Origin of the sequence: Planktothrix sp. FACHB-1355, from assembly GCF_014748295.1 — a bacterium.
Taxonomy (GTDB): domain Bacteria; phylum Cyanobacteriota; class Cyanobacteriia; order Cyanobacteriales; family Aerosakkonemataceae; genus Aerosakkonema; species Aerosakkonema funiforme_A.
The window spans coordinates 1-2016 of sequence record NZ_JACJUP010001227.1 but is presented as its reverse complement, the minus strand read 5'-3'; the positions used below and the strand labels follow the sequence as shown (position 1 = coordinate 2016).

Annotated in this window: 1 protein-coding gene; it reads right to left on the bottom strand. The window is 47.7% G+C overall.

Annotated features, from left to right (window positions below; genetic code table 11):
* Positions 1–255: 255 nt before the first annotated feature.
* The coding region (locus tag H6S82_RS31045) for a sensor domain-containing diguanylate cyclase (RefSeq protein ID WP_191057321.1) at positions 256–2016 on the bottom strand (1761 nt) is incomplete at its 5' end.

The following is a 2016-nucleotide window of genomic DNA, read 5'->3' as shown; positions in this document are numbered from 1 at the left end:
TGCCGATGCACGATATGCCTACGGCACGCTGTGCGAAGGCACTCCTGCAAGTGCCTTAACAAAAGTTCATACAGTGTCGATTACTTTTGTCCGACTACTTATTTTTTCTGGGGTGGCAACCACGTTCATTCCTCCTGGGGAGTGATGTCAAAAGCAGAGTGGCAAGCTGGGGCATTCCTTTGTCTTTAGGCTTTGAGTCCCCGGAAAGCGTCACTGCTGTTTTACTAGGTTAGCATCCCCAGGGGGGGCATTAGGTTAGACGGCTGTTACCACGCGATCGCGCCCCTGTTTTTTGGCGCGATACAAAGCGGCATCTGCCGCCTGAATAATTTCCTCTCCGGTGTTACCGCAATCTGGAAAAACTGCTACCCCCAGCGAGAATGTAATCGCACCCAACAACTGACCGTGATGTTGCACGGAAAGGTGCTTAACTGCTAGCCGCAGTTGTTCGGCTCGCTTTTTGGTATCTTCTAAAGAAGTTTCCGGCAAAATCACAGTTAACTCTTCGCCCCCGTAACGACAGGCAATATCGGAAGCGCGAATGTGTTTTTGCAACAATAAACCCAATTCCCGCAGCACCGCATCGCCGGCATCATGACCGAATGTGTCGTTAAATTGCTTAAAGTGGTCAACGTCGAGCATTATAATTCCTAGAGATTGCTGCTTGCGTTTAGATCGATGTATTTCTCTCTCTAGAGATTCTTCCAGGTAACGCCGATTGAAAAGACCCGTCAGGGCGTCGCGAATACTCTGGTGTTGTAGAGTTTCGCGCAATTTTAAATTCGCCAATGCCATCGCGATATGTTCCGATACTGTACGCGCTAATATCTGTTTGGCTTGTGTGAGCTGTCCTTCCTCTTGCGTACTCAAATGCAGCATACCGATCGCTTCTCCCTGCGCCATCATAGGGACACACAGGGATTCAGCTGGGTGGGAGTGAATATGTTTGCACAGCAAACCGCTGTGAGCGTCTGCAACCAAATGTTCTCTACCGCGCCGCAAAGCCCAGCATTCATTGGGTAAGAACATCTGTTGGCTGACAAGCGATGTGCCCCAGCTAGCAACCATCTCGACGAGTTTTCTCGAAGGACTGGTGATAAAGATGCCACCAGTCATATTAGGGAAGAGGGGTTCCACCAATTTCGCGATCGCACTGTAAGCTTCTTCTACTGTCAAGCACGCTTGCAAAACGTCGCTCAGTTCGCCTAGTTGAACAATCTCTTGATTGCGTTGTTCGAGTCGATCTACGGAAGCTTTCAGTTGTTCGTTAGCTTGGTAGAGTGCTTCTTCGATCTGCTTGCGTTGAGTGACATCTTCAAAAATATAGAGACGACCGAAGTAGCGATCCGACTCGTCGCGAATTTGGGCGGAAAAGCGACGGATGATTCGCCCATCAATAAAAGCAATTTCATCTTCAACAACAGCTCGGTTTTCCTCGCTCTGAAGTGGTTTGCAGAACTCCGTAAATGGCTGCACATCCAGCACCGCAGGCAGGCAATGGGCAATAATATCGTTGCTTTTAAGTTCGCCTCGCTGCATTTGTTCTTCTAGGTGTTCGATCCCCCAAATTTGGCAAAAGCGATGATTGAAATAAAGAATAGCATCGTTGCAATTATCGACAACGTAAAACGCCAACGGTGAAGCCGCAGTCATCGATCGCAGCAAAGCTGCTTTCCAGCGCAGTTCCTCTTCTGAGCGTTTGCGCTCTGTAATATCAGTATGAGAACCTGTCATTCGGATAGGGTTTCCCTCTTCATCCCAAAGTGCTTGACCGCGATCCAAAATCCATTTGTACGTTCCGTCTTTGCACAAAACGCGATGTTCGGAAATATAAAAGGGTGTTTTTTTGGCAAAATGGTCTTTAATTGCTGCTGTCGCTGAGTGAATATCGTCTAAATGAACTCGTTTTGCCCATTCATCTAAATGGTTTGCTATTTCCGAATCTTCATAACCGAGCATTGACTTCCACCGACCAGAAAAGAAAACTTCATTTGTTTTAACGTTCCAGTCCCAAAT